14 protein-coding genes are annotated in these 24,619 nt (G+C 70.7%); 4 read left to right on the top strand and 10 right to left on the bottom strand.

Translation table 11 applies throughout. The annotated features are described in order from the left end of the window. Positions 1-33 precede the first annotated feature (33 nt). From G4D87_RS09900 to G4D87_RS09890, 3 genes are read left to right on the top strand one after another with little or no spacing between them, the layout of a single operon-like run. The gene (locus G4D87_RS09900; protein ID WP_163781266.1) at positions 34-4,341 is read left to right on the top strand and encodes a beta-ketoacyl synthase N-terminal-like domain-containing protein; all 4,308 of its coding nucleotides are present in this window, start codon (positions 34-36) and stop codon (positions 4,339-4,341) included. Positions 4,342-4,384: 43 nt separating this feature from the next. Then, positions 4,385-5,185: a hypothetical protein gene (locus tag G4D87_RS09895; RefSeq protein ID WP_163781264.1), complete on the top strand. Its 801-nt coding sequence runs from the start codon at positions 4,385-4,387 to the stop codon at positions 5,183-5,185. Next, on the top strand, positions 5,185-6,822 hold the full coding sequence (locus tag G4D87_RS09890) for an FAD-dependent monooxygenase (protein WP_163781263.1): 1,638 nt from the start codon (positions 5,185-5,187) through the stop codon (positions 6,820-6,822). Before G4D87_RS09895 ends, G4D87_RS09890 begins: the two co-directional genes overlap by 1 nt. A gap of 22 nt (positions 6,823-6,844) precedes the next feature. Here G4D87_RS09890 and fabD read toward each other — a convergent pair whose 3' ends face one another. Beyond that, entirely contained in the window at positions 6,845-9,127 is a 2,283-nt protein-coding gene (gene fabD / locus G4D87_RS09885) for an ACP S-malonyltransferase (RefSeq protein WP_205507503.1), read from the bottom strand. A gap of 153 nt (positions 9,128-9,280) precedes the next feature. Here fabD and G4D87_RS09880 point away from each other — a divergent pair, with 153 nt between their 5' ends. Beyond that, positions 9,281-10,498: a cytochrome P450 gene (locus G4D87_RS09880; protein WP_163781261.1), complete on the top strand. Its 1,218-nt coding sequence runs from the start codon at positions 9,281-9,283 to the stop codon at positions 10,496-10,498. A 19-nt stretch (positions 10,499-10,517) separates the two neighbouring features. On the opposite strand, the gene G4D87_RS09875 is transcribed toward G4D87_RS09880, so the two are convergent. The 9 genes from G4D87_RS09875 to G4D87_RS09835 all read right to left on the bottom strand — a co-directional run. Continuing rightward, a complete protein-coding gene (locus G4D87_RS09875; RefSeq protein ID WP_163781259.1) occupies positions 10,518-15,965 on the bottom strand; it encodes a beta-ketoacyl synthase N-terminal-like domain-containing protein in 5,448 nt (1,815 codons plus the stop codon). 402 nt (positions 15,966-16,367) lie between these two features. Further along, positions 16,368-16,862: a hypothetical protein gene (locus tag G4D87_RS09870; protein ID WP_163781257.1), complete on the bottom strand. Its 495-nt coding sequence runs from the start codon at positions 16,860-16,862 to the stop codon at positions 16,368-16,370. A 665-nt stretch (positions 16,863-17,527) separates the two neighbouring features. Continuing rightward, on the bottom strand, positions 17,528-18,823 hold the full coding sequence (locus G4D87_RS09865) for a YecA family protein (RefSeq protein WP_163781254.1): 1,296 nt from the start codon (positions 18,821-18,823) through the stop codon (positions 17,528-17,530). Positions 18,824-18,947: 124 nt separating this feature from the next. Next, positions 18,948-20,021 (bottom strand): oxidoreductase, encoded by a 1,074-nt coding sequence (locus tag G4D87_RS09860; protein WP_163781252.1) that lies wholly within the window; start codon positions 20,019-20,021, stop codon positions 18,948-18,950. Positions 20,022-20,148: 127 nt separating this feature from the next. Continuing rightward, on the bottom strand, positions 20,149-21,342 hold the full coding sequence (locus G4D87_RS09855; RefSeq protein WP_163781250.1) for a hypothetical protein: 1,194 nt from the start codon (positions 21,340-21,342) through the stop codon (positions 20,149-20,151). Beyond that, positions 21,339-21,908, bottom strand: coding sequence for a c-type cytochrome (locus G4D87_RS09850; RefSeq protein ID WP_163781249.1), 570 nt, complete (start codon positions 21,906-21,908; stop codon positions 21,339-21,341). The genes G4D87_RS09855 and G4D87_RS09850 overlap by 4 nt, the downstream gene beginning before the upstream one ends. Further along, positions 21,905-22,426 (bottom strand): DUF3341 domain-containing protein, encoded by a 522-nt coding sequence (locus G4D87_RS09845; protein ID WP_163781246.1) that lies wholly within the window; start codon positions 22,424-22,426, stop codon positions 21,905-21,907. The genes G4D87_RS09850 and G4D87_RS09845 overlap by 4 nt, the downstream gene beginning before the upstream one ends. After that, complete coding sequence (gene nrfD, locus G4D87_RS09840) at positions 22,423-23,865, bottom strand: NrfD/PsrC family molybdoenzyme membrane anchor subunit (RefSeq protein ID WP_163781244.1); 1,443 nt, start codon at positions 23,863-23,865, stop codon at positions 22,423-22,425. The genes G4D87_RS09845 and nrfD overlap by 4 nt, the downstream gene beginning before the upstream one ends. Continuing rightward, on the bottom strand, positions 23,862-24,619 hold a 758-nt coding region (locus tag G4D87_RS09835; protein WP_163781243.1), incomplete at its 5' end, for a 4Fe-4S dicluster domain-containing protein. The genes G4D87_RS09835 and nrfD, both read right to left, overlap by 4 nt.

Genomic DNA, 24,619 nt, shown 5'->3' with positions numbered 1-24,619 from the left:
ACCGAGACGCGGCCCGCGCCCGCCCCCCATGACGTGGCCCGCGAGCCCGTCGCCATCATCGGCATGGCCTGCCGCTTCCCCGGTGGGTGCGACAGCCCCGAGTCCCTGTGGCGCTTCCTGATGGACGGGGGGGACGCCATCGTCGACGTGCCCCGGGAGCGCTGGGACGCGGACGCCTTCTTCGACGCGGACCCCGACGCCCCCGGCGGCAGCTACGTGCGGCGGGGCGGCTTCCTGCGCGAGGCGCCGTCGCTCTTCGACGCGCGGCTCTTCGGCATCTCCCCCCGGGAGGCCAGCGACATGGACCCCCAGCAGCGCCTGCTGCTCGAGGTGTCCTGGGAGGCGCTGGAGCGGGCCGGGCTCGCCCCCGACAGCCTCGCGGGCCGACCGGTGGGCGTCTTCGTGGGCATGGGCACCGCGGAGTACGGCCTGCTGCTGCGCGACGCGCGCCAGTTCGGCGCCTATACCGCCACGGGCATGGCGACCAACATCGCCTCGGGCCGCATCGCGCACCGGCTGGGGTTGCAGGGACCGGCCCTCACCGTGGACACGGCCTGCTCCTCGTCGCTCATGGCCGTCCACCTCGCGTGCGACAGCCTGCGCAAGGGCGAGTCCGAGGTGGCCCTGGCCGGCGGCGTCAATCTCCTGGTGTCGCCCTACCCGTTCGTCTCGCTGTGCCGGCTGCGCGCCCTGGCGCCAGATGGCCGCTGCAAGACGTTTGACGCCAGCGCGGACGGCTACGGCCGCGCCGAGGGCGGTGGCGTCGTCGTCCTCAAGCGGCTGGCTGATGCGCTGCGGGACGGTGACCCGGTGCTCGCCGTGCTCCTGGGTTCGGCGGCCAACCACGACGGCGCCAGCAGCGGACTGACGGTCCCGAACGGGCTCGCACAGCAGGCCCTGCTTCGCAAGGCGCTGGCCTCCGCGGGACGGGAGCCCGGGCAGGTCTCCTACGTGGAGGCCCATGGCACCGGGACGTCGCTGGGGGACCCCATCGAGATGCAGGCGCTGGGCGCGGTCTACGGTCAGCGGCCGGCGGACTCGGAGGCGTTCACGGTGGGCGCCGTCAAGGCCAACCTGGGACACCTGGAGGCCGCCGCCGGCATCGCTGGCCTCATCAAGACGGTGCTCTGCCTCCAACACCGAAGGATTCCGAAGCAGCCCCACCTCCGTCAGCTCAACCCGCTCCTCCGCCTGGAGCGCGCTCGCGCCCGGCTCCCGTGGGACACCCTGCCGTGGGAGGGCGAGGACCGGATGGCGGGCGTGAGCGCGTTCGGCTTTTCGGGCACCAACGTCCACGTCATCGTGGGCGAGTCCCCCGCTTCAACGTCCCGGCCAGCACCCTCGCGCGAGCGGCCCGTGCACCTCCTGCCCCTCTCGGCCCGGGACGACACCGCGCTGCGTGCGCTGGCCCACGACTGGCGCGCGCACCTGGCCAGCACGCCGGAGCCCGCGCTCGCCGCGACGTGCGGGGCCGCCATGGCCTCGCGCAGCCACCTAGAGCACCGCGCCGTGGTGGTGGCCGCGGATGGCGCGGCGCTGTCGGCCGGGCTCCAGGCGCTCGCCGAGGGACGTGAGGCCGAAGGTCTTCGCCTGGGCGTCGTCGAGCAGGGCAACGCCCCGCGCCTCGCGTTCGCCCTTCCCCATGGGGGCGACCTCGCCGCCACCGTCGCGGCGGTGTACCCGGTGGAGCCCGTCTTCGCGGCGGCCCATGACGCCGTGGGCGCGATGGCCGCGGAGCTGCTGGGCGGCGACGCGCGCGCCCTGGCGACACGCGAGCTCACGGCCTTCCAGGCCCGGTTCGCCCTCCTCAGGCTCCTGGAGCACTGGGGCTACCGCCCGGACGCGCTGCTGGCGGATGGCGGGAGCGTCTACCTCGCGGCCTGCGAGGCCGGAGTGCTGGAGCTTCGAGACGCGCTGCGCTGCCTGCTGCGCGACCTGGGCCTGCACGCTCCCTTCTCGCTGCCGGCGGAGCGGCTGTCCGCGCCGCGCTGCCGCGTGCTGTCCACGCGGGCGCCAGCGTCCATCGACGTGGAGGCGGCGACACAGCCCGGCACCTGGAGCACGCCTCATGCGGCGACGGGCGACTGGCACGTCGCGCGCGCGGGGCTCGACGACGCGGAGCTCCGCATGGTCGTGGCGCTGGGCGACACGGGCCAGCCCTGGCTCGACTCCACGTCGGCGCACGCGCCTTGGTGGGCGCTGCTGGACTGCGTGGCACGCCTCCATGCGCGGGGGCTCGCCCCGGACCGCCGCACCTTCACCTCGGGGCTTCCCCGTCCGGAGCAGGTGCTGCCCACCTACCCGTTCCAGCGCAAGCCCTACTGGCTGCGGGACACGGCCCCCGTGGCGCCGGAGGCCCCCGCGACACACGACGTGTTCGACGGCGTGCCCGTGCCCTCCGCGCGTCCCGAGCGTGAGTTCACCTACCGCCTCAGCCACGCGCGGCTGCCGGACCTGGCCGACAACCACGGCATCGCCCACGTCGGGCACCTCCAGGAGCTGCTGACCCGCGCCGTGCGTCAGCACCTGGGCCTGCCGTCCTTCTCGCTGCGGGACGTGCGCTACCGGGTCGCGCTGCACGTCGAGCCCGGCGAGGAGCGCGAGCTGCGCCTCGTGGTGGAGCCCCAGGAGGGCGAGCGCGCGCGGCTCCTGCTCCAAAGCCGTCCCTCTCCACAAGCCGAGTGGACGCTCCATATGCAGGCGGAGCTGGAGCACGCAGCGGCCACACCGGAGACGCCCTGGGCCCGCCCTCACCTGGACGGGGGCACGCGCTGGGAGGGCGCCACCTTCTACCAGCGGCTCGCCGAGCTGTCCTTCGACCTGGGCGAGAGCGTGAAGTGGGTGGACGAGGTGTGGTTCCGAGCTGGCGAGGCCGTGGCCCGGTTCCGCCCTCAGCCCCGCCCGGCTGGCGCCGCCAGGGGCCTGGGCTTCCACCCGGGCGTCCTGGACGCGTGCGCCCAGCTCTGCGCCGTGGCGGGCGCTGAGTATCTCAAGGACCGGATGCGGTTCATGGTGGTGGGCTGGGAGTCCTTCCAGCTCCACCACGCCCCCGCGGACGACACGCTGTGGTGCCACCTCACCTTCCCGGAGCCGCCCGACGCGAGCGGCTGCCTCACCGGCCACCTCCGGCTCCTCGACGGCGAGGGGCGGCAGGTCGCCGAGGCCCGGGGGCACCGGGTGCGGCTGCTGGACGCCGAGCGGGTGGAGGCGCTGGAGAAGGCCCTCCAGGAGTCACCGTCGGCCGCGCCGCCCGCGGCAGCCACGCCCCTGGACGGACTGGACGCGGACGCCCGGCGCGCCTGGGTGACGCGGTTCCTGAGCGAGTGCGCCGCGCGGCTCCTCGACCTGGAGCCCGCGGCCCTTCCGGCGGGGCGCCCGCTGCGCGAGCTGGGCTTCGACTCCATCACCGGGCTGGCGCTGCGGCGGGACATCGAGGAGCGGCTGTCGCTGCGCGTCCCAGCGGAGCTCCTGCTCGAAGGACCGAGCATCGAGCAGCTCAGCGCCACCCTGCTGAAGGACCTCGCGCCCGTCTCCACCACGGCGGCGCTCCCGGCGACGGACGCGTGGTTCACCCACGTCGTGCGCCGCGCGAAGCCCGCCCTGCGCCTGTTCTGCTTCGCCTATGGCGGCGGCGGCGCCTCGCTCTACCGCGACTGGGGGCGGCTGCCCGAGCACGTCGAGGTGTGGCCGCTCCAGCTCCCGGGACGGGAGACGCGCATCCACGAGTCGCCCATCCACCAGCTCGACCTGCTGCTGCCGCGGCTCGTGGACGCGCTGCGGCCCCGGCTGGACCTCCCCTTCGCCTTCTACGGACACAGCCTCGGCGCGCTGCTGGCCTACCTCGTCGCGAGCCGGCTGCGCGCCCAGGGGCTGCCCCAGCCGCGCCACCTCCTCGTGGGAGGCGCGAGCGCGCCCTTCCTGGCGCCGGGCCCCTTCCTGGAGGACCTCCAGCGGCGCTTCCGGGCGGCGGGCTTCGACGGGATTCCCGCGCCCTCGACGCGGGAGCCACTCGCGCCCCTGCTCGACATCGCCCTGCGCACGGCCGAGGGACGGGTGCTGGCGCACCAGGACGCCGACTTCGCCCGGGCCCTGCTGCCCATGATGCTCGCGGACCTGAAGCTGATGGAGGGCTACCGCTACCAGCCCGAGCCGCCCTTCGACTTCCCCATCACCGCCCTGCACGGCGCCGCCGATGACCGCATCACCGAGGACGCCGCCAGAGCCTGGCGGGCGCTCACCCAAGGCGGCTTCCAGTGCCAGGTGACCCCTGGCGACCACTTCTTCCTCCGCGCGGAGCAGGCCCAGGACTGGCTCCTGGAGCAACTCGCCGCCGCGCTCTGAACCTTCCATCCACCGAGCCTCACGCCACTCCCGGACGACGCCCATGCAACGCGCCCACCTCTTCGAGTTCAACGACCTGCCGTGGCTGCCCTCGCCCCTGCGGAAGACCATCCGGGAGTTCCTGCACCACATGTCGGTGCGGCTGCGGATGTACGACAGCGCCTTCGACCTGCTCGGCGAGCTGCTGCGGCAGCGGAAGCTCACCGCCATCCAGGCGCTGTGCGCGGGGGACGGCGGGCTGATGCTCGCGCTGTCCAGGCACCTGGGCCGGGAGGACGTCCGCATCCAGCTCTCGGACAAGTACCCGGTCGCGGAGCTGTACGCCGAAGTCGAGCGGGAGAGCGCGGGCCGCGTGGGCCACGTCGCGGAGTCGGTGGACGTGCTGGACGTGCCCGCGCACCTGGAGGGCCTGCGCCTCGTCGTCAACGCCGTGCACCACTTCCGGCCCGAGCAGGTGCGGGGCATCCTGACCGACGCGGTGGGCAAGCGGCAGCCCGTCGTCTTCATGGAGCCCGTGCAGCGTGAGCCGCTCGCCATCCTGCGCTTCTGCGCGGCGACGCCGCTGCTGAGCGCGTGGCTGAGCCTGGGCGGCATCTGGCCGCTCAGCGTCCGGCGCACGCTGCTGGGCGTGGTGGTCCCCGTGGGCGCGTTCTGCTTCTTCGTCGACGGCGTCGTCTCGCACCTGCGCGCCTACCACCTCGACGAGTGGCGAGACCTCATCGCCCAGGTCGAAGGCCATGAGCACTACGACTGGGACCTGCGCCAGGTGCCCGGCTTCATGGGCTCGCGCATCTCCTTCCTCGCGGGCCTGCCCAAGGCCCACCTCGCCCAGGAGCCCGCGTGATGACGCGCTCGACCGATGTCCTGATTGTCGGGGCGGGCCCGGTGGGCCTGTGCCTCGCGCTGGCGCTGGACCAGCAAGCCATCCGGGTGCGCGTCATCGACAAGCAGCCCTCGTTCTCCGGCGAGTCCAAGGCCGTCACCCTCCAGCCGAGGACGCTGGAGATCTTCCAGATGCTGGGCGTCGCGGACCGGCTGCTCCAGGCCGGCGTGGCCAACCCCGTCATGAACATGTACGCGGGCACCCAGCGCGCCACCGTGCTCCGCTATGACAGGCTGGAGAGCGAGTTCCCCTTCTACCTGCACCTGCACCAGGGCCGCACGGAGCGGGAGCTGGTCCAGGCCCTGAGCGACCGGGGCGTGGTCGTGGAGCGCGACACGCGGCTGGAGGACTTCCGCCAGGACGACTCGGGGGTGACGGCCCGGCTGGCGCGGGCCGGAGGGGTGACCGAGGAGGTCCAGGTCCCCTTCCTGGTGGGCTGCGACGGCGGCCACAGCCAGGTCCGCGCCGTGCTCGGCCTCCCCTTCACCGGGGCGCGCCACGACGACAACTGGATCATGACGGACGTGCGCATCCCCAACATGTCGCTGGCCCGCGACGAGCGCCACGGCTTCATCCTCGACCGGTTCCCCTTCGTGGTGCTGAACCTGGGTGACGACTATTACCGGCTCATCTCCGCGCGCCCGCCCGACTCGCCGCTCAAGGGACAGGCGCCCACGCTCGACGAGTTCCGCGCCATCATGGCGCCGCTGAGGCTGGGCCACTGGAAGCTGGAGGACCCGCTCTGGCTCACCCAGTACCAGCCGAGCCAGCGGCTCGTGTCTCAATACCGGGTGGGGCGCGTCTTCGTGGCGGGCGACGCGGCCCACGTGAATACCCCCATCGCCGCCCAGGGCCTCAACACGGGGGTGCTGGACGCCATCAACCTGGCCTGGAAGCTCGCGCTCGCGGTGCGTGGCAAGGCGCGCGCGTGCCTGCTCGACAGCTACCATGGGGAGCGCCACCCCGCCGCCGTGTCGATGTTCGCGGAGAACGACCGGCTCACCCTGCTCGTCTTCGGCGCGAACCCCGTCCTCCGCTACCTCGCGCGCAAGCAACTGCGGCTCCTGAACCTGCCCGCGCTGAACCTGAAGAACGTCCTGAAGACCTCGCAGCTCGGCGTGCACTACCGCCGCGGCCCGGTGACGCAGGCGGCGCTCGACCCGCGAGGCGCCCGCGAGGCCCAAGCCGCGTTCAAGCGCGGCCAGGCCGAGCCCGGGGACCGCGTGCCCCACTTCCGCCTGGAGGCCGAGCACCCCACCTCCATCCACGCGGTGCTCCGGCCCGACCGCCACACCCTCCTCGTCCTGGGCGGCGAGCGTCCCGACCCGGACCGCATGCGCGCCCTGGCACGCCATGCGCAGCAGCGGCATGGCGACCAGTTGCACCTCCACTTCGTCCTCGGCGGACAGGCGGCCTCGGGCTTCGACCCCGCGAACCTGGGCAAGGCCTGGGCGGATGTCCGGCATCACGCCCACCGGGCGCTGGGCGCGAAGCGCGCGGGCTGCGTGCTGATTCGCCCCGATGCCCACATCGCCGCGCGCTTCGCCCTGGACGCACCGGCGAGCCTGGACGCCTATTTCCAGGCCCTCCTGTGCTGAAGGCCCCGCGCGGGGCCGCGCCTCAGGGCCCCGCGCGGAACCCCTGGAACCGCTGCTCCAGCCACGCCGCCGTCGCATCCATGAGCTTCACGGCCATCTCATCCACGTGGCGGTTGCGCCACGAGGCCAGGGGCGTCCCCTGCACCCACTGATTGAAAGAGCCCAGCGCCGGCCCGCAGTGGACTTGATAGTCCGCGCGCTGTTCCGGGCTGCCGCGCAGCGCCAGCCGCGAGGTGTGGACGAAGTACCAGCGGAAGACGAGGGCCATCTTCTGCCGCGGGTTGCGCTCGGCGCGCTCCACCACCTCCGGGGCGACGCGCAGGTAGTGCTGGCGCGTCTCCTCCCAGACCTCCTCGATGCCGCGGCGGAAGTACTTCGTCTCGAGCTGGCTCCGCGTCTGCGCGTCCAGCGCCTCCAGCGAGGAGCACTGCTGATAGAGCGCGTACAGTCGGTTGGCCCGGGCGGGGAAGAAGAGGCCCTTGCGCACCACCTGGACCTTGGCCCCCAGCTCGAACATGTCGCCAGCGGGCGCGCACGTCACGTCCTGCACGTCCAGCGTCTCCAGCAGGTCCTTCACGGGCTCACTGGTGCCGGCCTCCACGGAGCACTGGTTGATGGAGCCCGTCACGATGAAGTCCGCCCCCATGATGAAGGCCGCTGCCGCCGCCTGCGGGGTGCCGATGCCGCCCGCGGCGCCCACGCGGATCCGCGTGGCGTAGCCGTGCTCGGCCATCATCCGCTCTCTCAGGAGCCCCACCGCGGGCAGCAGCGCGCTGGCGACGCCCTGGTCCGTGTGGCCTCCGGAGTCGGACTCCACGCAGAGGTCCTCGGCCATGGGCATCGACCTGGCGAGCCGCGCCTCCTCCTCGGAGACCCGGCCAGCGCGCACCAGCGCCTCCAGGATGTCGGCGGGCGGTGGGCTCATGAAGGCCCTGGCGACCTCCGGCCGGGAGAGCTTGGCGATGAGCCGGTTCGGCGCCTCGATGCGGCCGTCCTCGCGCCGCCGCAGCCCGGTGACGCGGAAGCGGACGAGCGCCGGCGTGACGCGGATGAAGGCCGACGCCTCGACGTTGCGCACGCCCCGGCGCAGGAAGAGGTCCACCAGTTGCTCCTCCCGCTCCGGACGGTCGAGGCTGTGCAGCAGATTCACCCCGTAGGCCTCGCCCGGGCGCAGCGCGGCCTGGATGGCGAGGACCTCCTCATCGACGCGAGCGAGCGCCACGCCGCCGGTGCCGAAGAAGCCCAGCAGGCCCGCGCGCCCCATCCGCACCACCAGCTCGCGGGAGGAGATCCCCTTGTACATGGAGCCCGCGACGTAGGCGAGCCGCACGCCGTAGGTCTCCCGGAAGGCCCGGCTCCCCAGCGCCTGCGCGCGCACGGCGGCGGGCGCGGGCGCCGCGGCGGTCACGGCCTGAGGCGAGGGCTCACGCGGCGCCGGCGCCGGAATCGCCGCCACCGAGGGAGCAGCCGGCTTCGCCTCGCGGATGCGCCGCAGCAGCCCCGCGAGGACCTGGCCGTGCCCCACCTCCTCGAACGTCTGCTCCCCCAGGCCGAGCAGGTAGCGCACGCTCTGCGTCCACTTCACCGGCGAGTCGATCTGCCGCGCCAGCAGCTCCGGGAGCCGGGCCTCGTCGTAGGGACGCGCCTCCACGTTGGACACCACCGGGAAGCGCAAGGGCGCGAACGTGAACTCCCGCAGGAAGGCCGCGAAGGCCTCCCGCGCAGGGCGCATGTACCGCGAATGGAACGCCGCGCTCACCTTGAGCAGGACGACGTTGCCCCCCGCGGCGCGCAGCTCCGGCGCCGCGCGCTCCAGGTCCTCCCGCGGCCCGGACAACACCTGCTGGCTGGGCGTGTTGTCGTTGGCCAGGTCCAGGCTGCTCACCCCCAGCCGCGCCAGCACCTCCGCGATGCGCTCGACGGACAGGCCCAGCACCGCGGCCATGCCACCGCCGCGCGCCTGTCCCATCAGCTCACCACGCCGGCGCACCAGGAGGACGCCCGTCCGGAAGTCGAAGGCGCCCGCGGCGAACAGCGCGTTGTACTCCCCCAGGCTGTGCCCCAGCGCGTGGTCCGGATCCCGACCGCGCCGCTCCCGCTGCTCCAGCCACGACAGCGCGTTCACGACGAACAACGCGGGCTGGGTGTACTGCGTCTGGTCCAACCGTTCGTCCTGATACACTTCCGCCAGCCGGTACCCCAACACCTCGTCGGCCTGAGACAGCAAGGCCGGGTGCCGGGAAAGCAGCTCACGGCCCATCCCGCGCGCCTGAGAGCCCTGTCCGGGGAACATGTATGTCGTCATCGGCTTCACACCCCAACCCACGAGTCTGGATTTCAATCCTTGCGGCCACACCAAGACACAGCCAGACCCTTCGTGTATCATGAAACACAGCCATAAATCCATTCACGGTCGCAACACGCGCCCCAACCCTCCACGCAACGGGAGAGCAACACCATGAGCGAAGCGCAGAAGCTGCACGTCAATATCCTGGCCCCTGAGTTCCACATCAATCCCTATCCCTTCTACAAGCAGCTGCGTGAGCAGGAGCCTGTGTATTGGAGCGAGGAGACCCGTCACTGGCTCATCACGCGCCATGAGGACGTGCAGACGGCCCTGCGCGACGCGTCCCGCTTCTCCAGCCAGAGCAGTGAGACGTTCGTGGTGCGGGACGACTTCATGCAGCACCTGCGCCCCATCATCACCCACTTCTCGATGTGGGCCGTGATGAAGGACAACCCCGAGCACAAGCGGCTGCGCGGCCTCATCAACCAGGCCTTCCGCCCGGAGAACGTCCGGGACATCCACCAGCGCGCCCGGCAGACCGCGGAGTGGCTGATTGACCAGGTGCATGACAAGGGCGAGATGGACTTCGTCAATGACTACGCATACGCGCTCCCCGCCCTGCTCTTCGCGGTGGAGATCCTGGGCATGGACCGCGGCGACCTGCCCACCTTCAAGCAGTGGAGCGTGGACCTCGCCCACGCCACGGGCCGCATCGACAACCTGGACATCATGCTGAAGGGCCAGGACGCGCTCCTGGGCATGACGGACTACATCACCCGCGCCATCAACGACCGCCTCGCGCGCCCGCGCGAGGACTTCATCTCCTACCTGGTCAAGGCCTGGCGGGAGGAGAACAAGCTCACGCTGGAGGAGGTGGTGGCGCAGATGGTCCTCCTGCTCGCGGGCGGCCACACCACCACGCAGAACGTCATCAGCACCGGCCTGCTCGCGGTGTTCAAGCACCCCGAGCAGTGGGAGCGCCTGAAGCGCGACCCGCAAATCAACCGGGCCGCGGCCGAGGAGCTCTACCGCTTCACCTCCCCCGCCCAGGCGCCCACGCGCGTCGCGGCGTGCGACTTCGAGTTCGGCGGCAAGCAGATTCTGAAGGGCCAGGGCGTCATGCCCATGGTGGCCGCGGCCAACCGCGACCCCGCCGTCTTCGACCAGCCGGACACGCTGGACCTCAGCCGTGAGAAGAACCCGCACCTGGGGTTCGGCACGGGCATCCACGTCTGCCCGGGAGCCTTCCTCGCGCGCGCGGAGATTCCCGTCGCCTTCGAGACGCTCTTCCGCCGGATTCCCAACGTCCGGCCGAAGAGCGCCGCCGAGGACTGGAACATGAACCTCAGCTTCCGGGGCCTGTCCACGTTCCCCATCTGCTGGAGCTGAGACCCACCTCCCCTCCGCGTCAGCCCGTCGCGCCCAGCTCCAGGGCGACGAGCTGACGCCGGGGACGGGGCGCGCTCGCCGGTGGGCGTGGCGCTGGCGCCTCGCCGCGCGCCTCCAGCCAGTAACGCTCGCGCGAGAAGACCACGGGGGGGCGTGGCTCGCGTCGCGGCCCCGGCTGGGCGGGGGCCTCGCTCACGAGGACGTGGGCGTTGGTGCCCCCGAAGCCGAACGCGCTGACGCCCGCGCGGCGCACCCCCTCCAGGGGCTCCCACGGCCGGAGCACGGTGTTGGGGAAGAGCGGTGACGACTCGAAGCTGAAGCGCGGGTTGGGCGTCGCGCAGTGCAGCGTGGGCGGCAGTTGCTGGTGGACCAGGGAGAGCACCACCTTGAGGAAGCCCGCGATGCCCGCGGCGCTCAGCAGGTGCCCGAAGTTGCTCTTGACGCTGCCCACCGCGCAGGTGCCCGGACGCGCGCCCGCCGGCGCGAGCACCTCCGTGAGCGCCTTGAGCTCAATGGGGTCCCCCAGCCGGGTCCCCGTGCCGTGCGCCTCCACGTAGCTCAGCGTCCGCGGGTCCACGCCTCCCCGGCGCAGCGCCTCCTCGATGACGGCGCGCTGCCCCGCGGGGTTGGGCGTGGTGATGCCCATGGTGTGGCCGTCGTTGTTGACGGCGGTCGCGTCGATGACGCCGTAGACGCGGTCCCCGTCGGCCAGGGCCTTGCGCAGGGGCTTGAGCAGGACCACGCCCGCGCCCTCTCCCGGGACGAACCCATCCGCCCGCTCGTCGAAGGTCTTGCACCTGCCGTCGAGCGACAGCGCGCGGCTCTCGCTGAGCGTGAGGTACACGCCTTCATCGAGCAGGATGTCCACCCCGCCGGCCAACGCCAGCTCCGACTCGCCGGAGTACAAGCTCTGGCAGGCCAGGTGGAGGCTCACCAGCGAGGACGAGCACGCGGTGTCCACCACGATGCCCGGCCCCTTCAGGTCGAGGAAGTGCGACACGTGCGCCGCGATGAAGTTCTGGCCTGAGCCGATGACGCCGTTGCGCGTCGGCGCGGGCATGCGCGCGGCATAGCCGCTCATGCGCGAGCCCACGAACACGCCCACCCGCCTGCCCGCGACCTCTTCCCGGGCATAGCCTGCGTGCTGGAGGCACTGGACGCTGACCTCCAGGAACTGACGCATCAACGGGTCCACGCAGGGCGCGTCCCCCTTCGCGATGTGGAAGTAGTCCGGATCGAAGTGCTCGATTCCCTGGAGGAAGCCTCCCCACTTGCCCACGCTCCGCCCGGGCCGGTGCGTGCTGGAGTAGAGGTCCTCCGTGCGCCAGCGTGAGGAGGGGACCTCGGTGATGTGGTCCAGGCCGTCACGGAGCGTGCGCCAGTACGCCTCCAGGCCGGAGGAGCCCGGGAAGTGGCACGCCATGCCAACCACCGCGATGGGCTCCACGCCCCCGGACTGGGCTCCGGGCTCCGCCAGGACGGCGGGCTCGGGAACACGCGGGGGAAGCGGCACCTCCGGTGGCCGGGCCGCCTCTTGCGCGGGCACCTGAGGACGAACCTCCGGAGTGACGCCCGCCGAGCGGCCCTCCTCCGGGTGCGTCGCGTCGCATACCGCTCGGATGGCCTCCGGATACGCGGCCACCAGCCGCTCCACCAGCGTCCTCACGGTCCGGTACTGGAGCGGCAACGAAGGGTCGACGTCCACGCCCAGCCAGTCCTCCAGCTTCGTCATCACCTCGATGAGGAGGATGGAGTCCAGGCCCAGCGTCTCGAAGTCGGCGTCCGCGCCGACCTGGTCGCGCGAGAGGCTCAGGACGTGCGCGAGCGTCTGCTGAAGCCACTGCTGGACCTCTTCGCGGAGCGCGTCGCCGGAGTTGCCTTGTGGCATGGGCGCCGCGGCAGGCGCTGCGACAGACGCGGGCGACACAACGAGCGCAGGCCTCGTCACTGGGGCAGCCGAGACCTGGACCACGGCCGGGCTCACCCTGGACTCGGCGCGCACGAGGCGCGCAGGCAGGGGACGAACGCGCGGCTGAAGCAGCGCGTCGACGGCGAAGCGGGCGGGCTCGATGATGGCTGGCAGCACCACCGCTCGCTTGGAGGCGAGCGCCGCGTCCAGCAGCGCGAGCCCCTCCGAGGTGGAGTGAGCCGCGAGGCCGAGCGCACGATAAGCCGCGCTGCCCACCTCCCCCATGCCCACGTCCTTCCAGTTGGGCCAGATGATGGACTGGTAGGCGTCACGGCCCTGTGCGCGCCGGTGCTCGGACAGCAGGTCCATGAACGCATTGGCGGCCGAGTAGTCCACGATGCCGGCGGCCAACGAGGGCGCCACCCCAGAGACAGAGGAGAACAACACGAAGAAGTCGAGCGCGTCCCGGCGAAGCGCGCGCTCCAGGACGCGGAGCCCATCGACCTTCGGCTCCAGCACCCCACGGAGTTGGCTCAAGGGCTTGCTGCTGAACGAGGGCGGATCGAAGAACACGGCGCCCGCGGAGTGGACACACCCGCCGATGGGCCCCAGCGTCGCGCGCACGTCACCGAAGAACGACTCCAGCGCCGCCGCGTCCGTCAGCGAGCCGACGTGGACCCGCACCTGGACGCCCTGTGAGAGCAAGGCCCGCAAGGGCGCGAGCCGCTCACGGAGGGACTCATCCGTGGAGGGATTCGCGAGGAGCCCGACCCACTCGTGCTGGGGCGGCAACGGCCGAACGCCCAGGAGCGCGAGCCGACGGGCGCCCCGGGCCACCAGGTGCTTCGCGACCTCCAGACCCATGCCACGCACCCCACCGGTGATGACATACGTCTTGTCAGCGGAGATGAGCGGCGCGGCTCCCGCCGTATCCGTCAGCGGGTTCATGGAGAGGCAGTACCGCGCGCCGCTCCGGAGCGCGACCTCGCCTCGTGGGTCGTGGACCTCCAACTCCTGGCGAAGCAGTGACGCGAGCGCTTCCGCGGACTCGGGCAGTTGCTCCACATCCACGGTGCGCGCCCGCAGTCCCGCGTACTCCGCGCCGAGCTTGCTCACCAGGGCGGCCATCAACCCGCCTCCCAGGTCCAGCGGACCGCTGGCCCTGAAGGGTCGGAGCCCTCGGGTGAAATGCAGCAACGGGAAGGACTCGCCTCGGCTCCGCTTCAGCAGCATCTGCAACAACCCGATGCGCCCGAGCGAGTCGAACCGGGAGCCCTCTTCCTCGTCCTCCTGCCGCGGCGCCGCGCGGAGGTCCGACAAGTCGATGATGCCCGCGAGCCGTCCGGGCCGCTGGATCAGCTCCTCCCCGAGCCGGACGCCAGCCTCATACCGGTCGAAGTCCAACAGGGCATGTGGCCCCGAGCGCCCGATACCGCAGCCCGCCACGAGGAACGCCTGGGGATTCCCAAGCGAGGCGAGCGCCTCACGGGCCAGGTCGAGGGTCTCCTCGTTCACCAGCACGACCAGGTTCCCGCTCAGGTCCACGGCCTCATCGACGAACTGCGCCTCCACGGCATGCCACTCCATCCCGAGCAGGAGCGCGTTCTCAGGGGCGCGCGGCGGCTCCGCCAATGCGTCCTCGGAGTTCCCACGCGCGGGGAGCGCCAACTCGACAGGTGACGTCGGCACGGAGGAGCGCCCCAGTGGCGCACTCGCCACTGGCGCCAGGACGGGTGTCGGCAGTCGCGCCGGACGCGGCAGGTCCAACCAGCAGCGCTCGGTCGTGAACGGCTGGGTGGGCAACGCGACGCACCGGTAGACCCCCCGCGAGAACAAGAGGGAGCGGTCGACGTCCACTCCCAGCGCATGGAGCTCCGCCACGACCGTGAGCGTGTCGCGCCAATCAGCGCGGGAGCGCTCCGGCCCCAGCTCACGCAACATCCGCCCGCTCATCTCCCGCAGCGCCCGCCGGGACGACGCAGAGAACGGGCCCCCCTCCCTCATTCCGGACGAACCGTCGAAGCGGCGCAGGAGCTCACACAGCTCCTGGAGGTCCGACGCCACGAAGGCGGCACGCCGCTCCAGCGAGCCACGGCCCCGGGCCAGGGTGAAGGCGACGTCGCCGGGATGAGGCGCATCGCCGCGCGCCAGGGCCTGACCGAGCCGCTCCGCCAGGTCCATCGCGAACTGCCGGAGCGCTTCGTCACTTCGCGCGGACAAGAAGAACAGGTAGGCCGGCCGCGCCGGCGCATCCACGCGAGGCGGAAGCGGGGGCGCCTCCTCCACGACGAGGTGACAATCCGTGCCCCCCATCCCAAAGGCGTTGATGGCGGCGCGGCGGGGTGCGCCCTCTTCGCTCACCCAGGGCCGCGACCGGGTGTTGACCTCGAAGGGCGTCGTCGTGAAGCGCTCGTGGTCGCCCGCCTCGTCCGCGTGAAGCGAGGGCGGCAATTGCTGATGCTCGAAGGCGAGGAGGACCTTGAGGAGCCCCGCCATGCCCGCGGCGGGCACGGCGTGCCCGACGTTCCCCTTGACGGAGCCGATGGCGCGGAAGCCCGCCCTCGGAGCCCGCTCATGGAACACGGCTCGAAGGGCCTCTAGCTCCTGGTCATCCTCGCCGCGGATGCCACTGCCGTGCGCCTCCACATATGAAATCGTCTCGGGCTCGACGTCCGCCTGCTGTTGGACGTCGCGGATGAAGTCCGCCCAACCGGCGCCCAGCGCGTTCGTGACGGGAGCGCCTGGAAGCCGTCCGCTCTGGACGCTGCCGCTGCCCCGGATGACCCCGAGGATCCGATCCCCATCCGCCACGGCCCGCTCCAGCAGCTTGAGGACCACCACGCCGACACCCTCCGCGGGGACGAAGCCATCCGCCTCCAGGGAGAAGGGCCGGCACCGTCCACCCGGCGAGAGCAGGCCCACCTCGGCCGCCAGGCGATGGAACCGGGCGGTGGCCATGACGAAGACGCCTCCCGCCAGCGCCAGTTCGACGGAGCCTGACTGCAACTGCTGGCAGGCCAGGTGGATGGCAACAAGCGAGGACGCACAGGCCGCGTCCACGACGAGGCTCGCGCCCTGGACGCCGAGCATCCGTGACACCCGCGGCAGCACCATCGATGGGTCATTGCCCAGCAGGTGTTGCGCGTTCTCCACCAGCCCCCGCTCGTGCAGCCCGGGCAGGTAGTCCGAGGGGCGCATCCCGACGAAGAGACCTGCCTTGCCGCCGCCCTCCAGCACAGGGACGGAGTGCCCCGCGTCCTCGAGGGCCTTCCAGCAGTGCATGAGCACGAGGCGCTGCTGCGGATCCATCACCGCGGCGTCTTCCCTCGAGATGCCGAAGAAGCCCGGATCGAACCGGTCAACCTCGTCGAGGAACCCCGCCCGCGCGCTCGAAGCGGCGAACGGCGGGGCGCCCCACGTCCAGCGCTCCCGAGGCACCTCGGTCACCGAGTCGATACCCTGGCTCAGGTTGGCCCAGAAGGTCTCCAGGTCCTTCGCCCCTGGAAACCGTCCCGATGCACCAACGATGGCAACCGGACGACGCTCCCCCTCAGTCACTCCACCCACAGCGCTGCGGTACTCACCCACGAACAACCCCCATGCCCCGGTGAAATCCAGCCGAAATGTCAATTTTCGAGCATAGTGAACTCCATCTCCAACGTGCAATCCGTGGAAGCTCGAAGCTGCGCACCCACCCGGACCCGGCATCAAGGCCCGGGGCTCAAACCACGAAGCGCTCAGGCTGGCTCGGGACGCGGCGTCACCGGATGGTCCTTCAGCCACTCCTGGCAGCGCTGGACGCGCGGGCTCCGGGACTTCCACAGCCACCCGTGGGCCCTTTACCGATGTCGCTCGTGGACCGGCTCGCCAAGACGCAAATCTGGAGTATCCGCATCCAGCTCGACCGCGCCTGCACCGTCACCAAGCTCGTGGGGAGGCGGTGTTGCCGAGTCGAGTGACTCAGCAGTACGTCACGCAGAGATGCGAGTTGCAGAGGTGCGAGTTGCAGAGGTGCGAATTGCAGAGCCCGTTGGGGCAGTTGGCGTCGGTATTACAGGCCCGGCCCGCGGAGGTTCCCCCCGAGCACGTCTTGCCACAGTTGGAGTCGATGCTGCAGTGCTGGCCCGCCTGCAGGCCCCCCGAGCACGTCTTGCCACAGTTGGAGTCGATGCTGCAGTGCTGGCCCGCCTGCAGGCCCCCCGAGCACGTCTTGCCACAGTTGGAGTCGATGCTGCAGTGCTGGCCCGCCTGCAGGCCCCCTGAGCAGCGCTTGACGCATGCCTGAGCGGACACCTCGTCTCCTGCGCCGGGGCACTCCGCCTGACTCCGCGCCTCTTCTGATGCCGCTGCTTCCTCGTGTGTAACCGCCTCCAAGGCGTCCTCGCGCTGCACGGCGTCCGGCGAGCCACACGCAATCAGCGAGAGCGTCAGGCAAACAACGGGAATGAACCTCATGGGGATCTCCGAAGTCTAGATTCTTGCTTTGAGTGGGCTTAGTGGACTGCGCCGTTCAATTGCAAGTCGCCCTTCAATCGAACAGCCTTTGAGGAATGTTGCACAAAGGCTGCGATGATTTTCGGAGTGCCTGGGCGTGCCGGGTTGCTTCCATCCATTGATGGCATGCAGGCGTCATCGGTTCGATGCCAGCGCCCGTGGAATCGCGGGGAGCGCCCTCACTGGGCAGGCGCCGCCCTTGGAATTGGCGTGCCAATGAATGGGCGTTGCCGCTGGCGCTTGTCTGCGTCTCCATTTGAGTGTGTATTCACACCCTGCTGATAAAACAAGACAGTGATTCGCTGTCGCGTGTTGCCAGGAGTCGTGCGGCAGGCATGCTCCACGGAGTCTTCACTCCAGGCGCCAGACTGTGGCCATTTCTGCTCCCTCAAGCAGGTGCGGAGGTGGCGAGCGCGGGGCTTGAGGCAGCGGCCAGGAAGGAGCGGATGAAGGAGAGGACACCGCCCATGAGCGCCAGGCCCCTGCCTCGCCCTACCTGGGAAGGCGGCTGGGAGACGTGTCCCCACCGTGCGCTACGACGAAAGAGCCCACGACGCACCTGCTCGCCCCGAACACCGTGCGCCCCGTTGACGCCCCGTGCCGTCGCCGACCCGAGGCGTCCTGACTCAGGCCGGCTCGGGACGCAGCGTCACCGGATGCCCCTTCAGCCACTCCTGGCAGCGCTGGACACGCGCGGCGGCGGCCGGCAGGCCCATGCTCAGCAGCAGCGCGCGGTAGGGCTCGAAGGACTCCGGCGTCCAGGCAGTGAGCGCCTTGAGGTCGGCCAGCGCCACCATCTCCTCGGGCGAGCGCCCTTCGGCTTCCTTCCGCGCCGTGAGCAGCGCGGCGAGCGTCATCCGCGCGGGCTCCGCCTCGAAGGCGATGGCGGCATCCATGAACGCCGTGCGGACGGCCTCATCCGCCGCCGCGTCCTTCGCCTTCGCGCGCAGCCGGTCCAGCAGCCCGGCGAGGAAGTCGTCGTCCAGCGCGCCCTTCACCGCCCGCATCAGCGCCGTCACCGCTTCCCTGCGCACCGCGGGCTCCGTGCCCGCGGGCAGGTTCTTCAGCGCCTGCATCGGCTCCCAGAGCGCGCAGGTGAGCCAGAGCTCCTCTTCGGGAGAGAAGACGGCCGGCGACGTCGACGCGCGCAGCCACGCCTCCACACGGGCGGCGCGCTCCTTCGCTTCGCGGGCGATGCGCTCGGCCAGCTCCGGGTCCTCCTGCACGTACTTGAGCAACGCGTCCACGTCACCGCCGCGCGCCTGCTGAAGCGCGGCCTTGGCCTCATCGGAGAGGGACTCCTCCTCCAGCCCCTTCACCAGCGCCTCGTACTTCTGGGACAGCTCCTTGTGCCTGGCGCTCCATTCACGGAACTGCACGTCGAAGACGACGTCCAGCACGGGGATGTCCTCCGGCCGGGCCTTGCCCATCCGCTTGGACGCGGAGGCCAGCAGCGTGCCCACGCCAATCGCCCTCCGGTCCTCGGCGGACAATCCAGGTGTGGACATCTTGGACATCAGCGCGGCGCCGAGCGCCTCCAGGAACGCGGGCGTCCCCAGCGCGCGCACCGTCCCCACCAGCAGCTCGCGCCGGGCGCTGGAGGCATCCTGGTCCGCGTTCTCGGACAGCCGGGCCAGCTCCTTCCCCACGTGCTCGGAGAACGCCTTCACGTCAAAGCGCAGGCTGGGCACCGGGCCCCAGTCCGTCAGCAACTCCGCCAGCCGCTCCAGGGCGCCTGACAGCTTGGACACAGCGGGGTCACCCAACACTTCCATCGCCGCTTCGAGGTCGGCCCTCGCGGACGAAGCCGGGGCGGCGGGAGGCGCGGCGCGAGCCCGGTCCTCGGAGGCATGGCAGACCTTGTACTTCTTGCCACTGCCACAGGGACACGGGTCGTTACGGCCGGGCTTCTTCGAGCTCAAGGGGTCCTCGGGGGTCGCGCGGGCGACAGGGAGAGTCCACGACGCCGCTAGGAGTAGGCATCCCCTTGTGCGCGAATCAAGCAGCGCCTGCACCGAAAACGCCGAACTGCCCGTGCCGCGCGAATCAATCCACGCCCGCGTCGAAGGCAGCGCGCTCCTCCGCTGTGAGCGCCAGCGGCTGGGCACGGCCGCTCGCCTGCGCCTCGATGCCCGCCTCCAACACCGCCTGGACGGCCACGGCCTGGATGGGCGTCACGGGGTTGCGTGCGCCGCCCAGGAGCGCATCCCGGATGCCCGCGTAGTACTGCCGGTAGTCCCCTGCCGAAGCGACGGTGGGCGCGCCATGCAGCCCATGCAGCGAAGCGTCGTGCCAGGCGAGCCCTTCGGGTGGGCCGCCCATCACCAGACGAGGAACCTGTTGCTCCCTGCCCAACGTGAGCCACGAGCCCCGTGAGCCATGCACGGCGAAGCGAGGCGTCATCGCCGCGATGCTCATGGACGCCTGGAGCACCACCCGCCGCCGGGGATAGGCCAGCGTGTACTGGAACCAGTCATCCACGAAGGCGCCCTCGCGCAGGGCTTCGCGAGTACCGGCCACGGACTTCGGCAATCCAAACAGATGCAGCGCCTGGTCCACGAGGTGCGGCCCCAGGTCGAACCACACGCCCGCGCCCGGCACCATCTGTTCCCGCCACTGCTTGCGGACCTCCGGACGGAACCGGTCGAAGCGCGACTCGACATGCGCGACGTGGCCCAGCGTGCCCTCCGCGAGCAGCGCCTTCAGCGCCTGGAAGTCGGTGTCCCATCGCCGGTTGTGGAACACCGAGAGCAGCAGGCCACGCGACGCCGCCAGGGCCCGCAGCGCGCGGGCTTCGGCAAGGGTGATGGTGAAGGGCTTGTCGACGACGACGTGCTTCCCCGCCTTGAGCGCGGCCTCCGCCAGCGGCGCGTGCAGGTCATTCGCCGTGGCGATGACGACCAGGTCCACGTCGGGATGCGTCGCCCCGGCCTCATGAGACGCGCACAAGGTGACGTGTGGCAGCGTGGAGCGCACCGCCTCTTCCTGGCGCGAGGCGACGACCTGGAGCACCAGTCCGTCCACGCCTTGAATCAGCGGCGTGTGGATGTGCCTGCCCGCGATGCCATAGCCCAGCAAGGCCACTCGGAGGGGTGCGCGTCCAAGAGAGGAAAAGGCCATGGCGCACCCTACCGTGGAAAGGGCAACGCCGCCCGTCGAGGAGGACGGGCGGCGTCGCGGTCGGGAGCGGGCTTCCGGGGAGGCCTCGGCGCCGAGGCCTCCACCGCTCCTTGTCTCTGAAACGGGCTCAGGTGTGGTGGTGCAGGCTCTCCACCAGGTACGGGTCACCCACCGGCACCATGGGCGTGGAGCGCACGGTGCGCGTCACCGCCAGCGTGAAGAGCGCCGCCATGCCCACGAAACCCGCCAGCTCGAACACCCCCACGGCCACGCCGTCCGGCTGAAGCCCGGGGACCACCATCAGGTACAGGTCCAACCAGCGCCCCACCAGGAGGATGGCCGCCACGCGCAGCAAGTGCGACGGATTGCGCTTCGCGGGCCGAGGCAACAGCAGCACGAAGGGCAGCGCCCAGTTGAGGACGACGTTGGCGTAGAAGGCCACCGCCCACGTCCCGTGCAGCCGGGTGATGAAGTAGACCGTCTCCTCCGGGATGTTCGCGTACCAGATGAGCAGGTATTGCGAGAACCACAGGTAGGCCCACAACGTGGCGAAGGCAAACATCAGCTTGCCCAAGTCGTGCAGGTGGCTGGTGTTGAGCTGCGGCAACGCGCCCGCGCGGTGGAGCAGAATCGCCGCGATGGTCATGGCGCACACCGTGGAGCTGAGCAAGCCCGCGAAGTTGTAGAGCGCGTAGATGGTGCTGAACCAGTGCGGCTCCAACGTCATCAGCCAGTCGAACGCGGCCAGGCAGAAGGTCAGCGCGAAGAGCACCAGGAACACCGCCGACACCTTCACGTTGCGCCCGGCCAGCTCCGGGGAGCGCTCCGCGTCCTGCCGCAGGGAGATGCGCCGCAACATCCACGTGAAGCCCACCCACACCGCCAGCACCACCCCCATGCGCGCCGCGAAGAAGGGCACGTTGAGGAAGGCGGCCTTCTCGTGCAGCAGGTGGTCCGTCTCCATGACGCCCGGCTTCGCCCACGGGTACAGCGAGGACACGAAGGGCAGCAGCGCCAGAATCGTCACCGCGCCCCAGGGCACGTAGGCGGCGAAGGCCTCGGGGATGCGCTTGAACACGGTGAACCACCCCGCGTTCGCCACGTACATCAGCGCCAGGAACACCGCGCCGCCCAGGCCCAGGCACAGGAAGTAGAAGCCGCTGGTGAGCAGGCTCGTCAGGGCACGCTCGCGCGCGATGGCCAGGCCCGCCACCAGGATGCCCAGGCCCACGCCGGCCAGCACCTGCGCCGCGCGGTGCACGGCCGGAGGAACCTCGAAGCCAGCCGCCGGAGCGGTGGTCACTTCATGCAGAGCACTCATGGCATGTCCTTCCGCGCCGTCCGCGCGGGGTCCTGCAAGGTCCGGACGTAGTGGACAATCTTCCACCGGTCCTCCGGAGCCACCTGCGAGCCATGGGCCGGCATCAGCCCCTGCCCGTAGGTGATGATGTGGAACACCTGCCCGTCGGGGAGCTGCTTCGCGTGCTCCGCCAGCAGCGACGGCGGCATGGGGAAGCGCGCGGTGACGAGCCCGTCGCCCAGGCCCTCCGCGCCGTGACACGGCCCGCAGTAGCGCGAGAAGGTCACCTTCCCCCGCGCCAGCACCTCTGGCGAGGCCGGGTACGGATTCTGAAGCTCCCGCCCCGCGCGCGCAGCCTCCTCCGGCCCCGCGGCCAGGTGCAGCGGCTGGTGGCCTCGCGGCACCGTCCCCTTCACCGGCGCCAGCAGCGTCTTGCCGTCCACCGTGACGGGGTTGGCCGCGAAGGTGTCGAACGGCACGGACGACACCATGTCCGGCGCGTATTCGAAGTTGGGCCGCGTCTCGTCCTGCTCGCAGCCCGTGACGGCCAGCCCCAGCACCACCGCGCCCACGTGAAGCCTCTTCACGACGCCACCTCCAGCAGGTCCGTCGCCACCGCGCCGTGGCGGCGCATCAGGTCCTCGGCCGCGTCCAGCTCCGAGGGGGCCTCACGCGGCGCCACCGCGATGGCGAACCGGTCATCCGTGACACGCGGGAGCACCGGGCGGCGGCTCCCTGGGAAGAGCTTCGCCCGCACCAGGAAGGCCGCCACCGTCGCCAGCGCCGCGAACAGCACCGTCAGCTCGAAGGTCACGGGGATGAACGCGGGGAACGAGTTGAACGGCTTGCCACCCACGTTGAGGGGCCAGCTCACCACGCTGGTGTAGTACTGGAGCGACAGCGCCAGCGTGCAGCCCAGGAGGCCCGCGCCGAAGCACACCCAGGTGAGGCGGCTGGGCCTGAGGCCCATGGCGTCATCCAGCCCGTGCACCGCGTACGGCGTGTACACGTCGTGGAGCACGAAGCCCGCCTCGCGCACCGCCCGGGTGGCGTCGAGCACCCGCGCCTCGCTGTCGAAGTAGCCGATGAGAACCGGGGCACTCATACGGGTGCGTCCTTTCGAATGGCGATGGCCACGGGGTGCGGCGCCTCGGCGACGGGCTTCGCGGGCGGGTGCGGCTCACGGCCTTCGCGAGCGAAGTCCAGCACGCTCTTCACCTCGCCGATGGAGATGATGGGCAACACGCGGACGAAGAGCAGGAACAGCGTGAAGAAGAGGCCGAAGGTGCCGATGAAGGTCCCCACCTCCACCATCGTCGGCGTGTACATGGCCCAGCTCGACGGCAGGAAGTCGCGGTGGAGGCTGGTGACGATGATGACGAAGCGCTCGAACCACATGCCCACGTTGATGACCAGCGACAGGACGAAGATGGCCACGGGCGAGGTGCGAACCTTCTTGAACCAGAAGAGGTGCGGCGACACCACGTTGCACGTCACCATGATCCAATACGCCCAGGCGTAGGGCCCGAAGGCGCGGTTCATGAAGGCGAAGCGCTCGTAGGGGTTGCCGGAGTACCAGGCGATGAAGAACTCCGTCGCGTATGCCAGCGACACCAGGCCCCCGGTGACGATGATGATCTTCGTCATGTTCTCCAGGTGGCGCAGGGTGATGAGGTGCTCGTAGCCCAGCACCACGCGGGTGATGATCATCAGCGTCAGCACCATGGCGAAGCCGCTGAACACCGCGCCCGCGACGAAGTACGGCGGGAAGATGGTGGTGTGCCAGCCGGGGATGACCGACGTGGCGAAGTCCATGGAGACGATGGTGTGCACGCTGAGCACCAGCGGCGTCGCCAGGCCCGCCAGCAGCAGGTACACCGTCTCGTAGCGGCTCCACGTCCGGTGCGAGCCCGTCCACCCCAGCGACATCACCTTGAAGACGGCCTTGCGCAGCCCCGCCTTCGTCCGGTCGCGCACCGTGGCCAGGTCCGGAATCAGGCCCACGTACCAGAACACCGCTGACACGGTGAAGTACGTGGAGATGGCGAACACGTCCCACAAGAGCGGCGAGCGGAAGTTCACCCACAGGCTGCCGCGGTCGTTCGGATAGGGCAGCACCCAGAAGGCCAGCCACGGCCGCCCCAGGTGGATGATGGGATAGAGCGCCGCGCACATGACGGCGAACAGCGTCATCGCCTCCGCCGCGCGGTTGATGCTGGTGCGCCACTTCTGCCGGAAGAGGAAGAGGATGGCGGAGATGAGCGTGCCGGCGTGGCCGATGCCCACCCAGAACACGAAGTTGGTGATGTCGAAGCCCCAGCCGACGCTCTTGTTCAGGCCCCAGGTGCCGATGCCCGTGCCCACCTGGTAGGCGACGATGCCGGCGCCCGTTCCGAGCACCGACACCGCGATGCCAAAGGCCACCCACCACTTCCACGTGGGGGCCCGCTCCATGGGGGCGCAAATCTCCTCGGTGAGCTGGCCCAGGGAGCGCGGCTCGGTGACGAGCGGCTCGCGCAGCGGGGACAGATGCGGGTTGCTCATGTGCCGCTTCCCGACCCGGTGTTCCGGATCTTCGTGAGGTAGGTGATGGACGACCCGATGTTCAGCTCCTCCAGCAACCGGAACGCGCGCCCGTCCTTCGCGAGCCGCGCCACCTGGCTGTCCGCGTCATTCACGTCACCGAAGTGGATGGCCTTCGCCGGGCAGCTCTGCTGGCACGCCGTCTGGATGTCCCCGTCACGCAGCGGGCGGCCCTCCCGGTTCGCGGCGGCCTTGGACTCCTGGATGCGCTGCACGCACAGGGAACACTTCTCCATGACGCCCCGGCTGCGCACCACGACGTCCGGGTTGAGCACCATCCGCTCCAGCGGCTCGGCGTGCTCGTAGTCGAACCAGTTGAAGCGACGGACCTTCGTGGGGCAGTTGTTGGCGCAGTACCGCGTCCCCACACAGCGGTTGTAGACCTGCTGGTTGAGGCCCTCGCTGGAGTGCACCGTGGCCAGCACCGGGCACACCGTCTCGCACGGCGCGTTCTCACAGTGCTGGCACATCATGGGCTGGTGGACGACCTGGGGATTGGCCTCGTCACCCTGGTAGTACCGGTCGATGCGCATCCAGTGCATCTCCCGCCGACGCAGCACCTCGTCGCGCCCCACGCTGGGGATGTTGTTCTCCGCCTGGCACGACACCACGCAAGCCGAGCACCCCGTGCAGGCGCTCAGGTCCACCGCCAGCGCCCAGCGGTGCCCCTTGTACTCGTGGCCCGACCACAGGGAGAGCGAGTGCCCCCCCCCGC

Origin of the sequence: Myxococcus vastator (assembly GCF_010894475.1) — a bacterium.
Classification (GTDB): domain Bacteria; phylum Myxococcota; class Myxococcia; order Myxococcales; family Myxococcaceae; genus Myxococcus; species Myxococcus vastator.
The sequence above is the reverse complement of the archived record's forward strand: the minus strand, read 5'-3'. Positions and strand labels throughout refer to the sequence as shown.